The following is a 455-nucleotide window of genomic DNA, read 5'->3' as shown; positions in this document are numbered from 1 at the left end:
TAAAAAAACAATCGGTTGTGTAAAAGTATTAAAAAAATAATGCCAGCGAAAAATTTAAACGGTTTTTTATCTTGTTTAACCTTTTTTGGTAATAAAGTTAAAAAGCCAAGAGATTTAACTCCCAGCTTCTAACTAACAAATTTAAAACCGTTTAGAAACTTAGTTTCTCAGCCGCTATTTTACTTTCCTCAATATATTTCAATATTTCTGCAGCAACGCTTAGGCTGTTAAACCCGAATTTTTCATCCAGAACACCCGCCGGAGCTGAATATCCAAAATGATCCAGTCCTGCAATTTTTCCGCTGTCGCCAATAAGTCCTTCAAGGTTAACTGGTAATCCTGCCGTAAGTCCAAAAACTAATTTCCCTTTTGGAATAACGCTCTCCTGATACGATTTGGACTGTGATTTGAATAATCCTTCGGATATGATTGAAGCAATATTTACCTTCAGATTA

The 455-nt window shown here is 34.7% G+C and carries 1 protein-coding gene; it reads right to left on the bottom strand.

Annotated features, from left to right (window positions below):
• Nucleotides 1–151 precede the first annotated feature (151 nt).
• A partial coding sequence (locus IRZ80_RS20840) for a transketolase-like TK C-terminal-containing protein (RefSeq protein ID WP_410504330.1) occupies nt 152–455 on the bottom strand: 304 nt, incomplete at its 5' end.

This window comes from Flavobacterium sp. HJJ (genome assembly GCF_015351475.1).
Lineage (GTDB): Bacteria > Bacteroidota > Bacteroidia > Flavobacteriales > Flavobacteriaceae > Flavobacterium > Flavobacterium marginilacus.
This window is presented reverse-complemented; position numbering and strand designations above follow the sequence as displayed.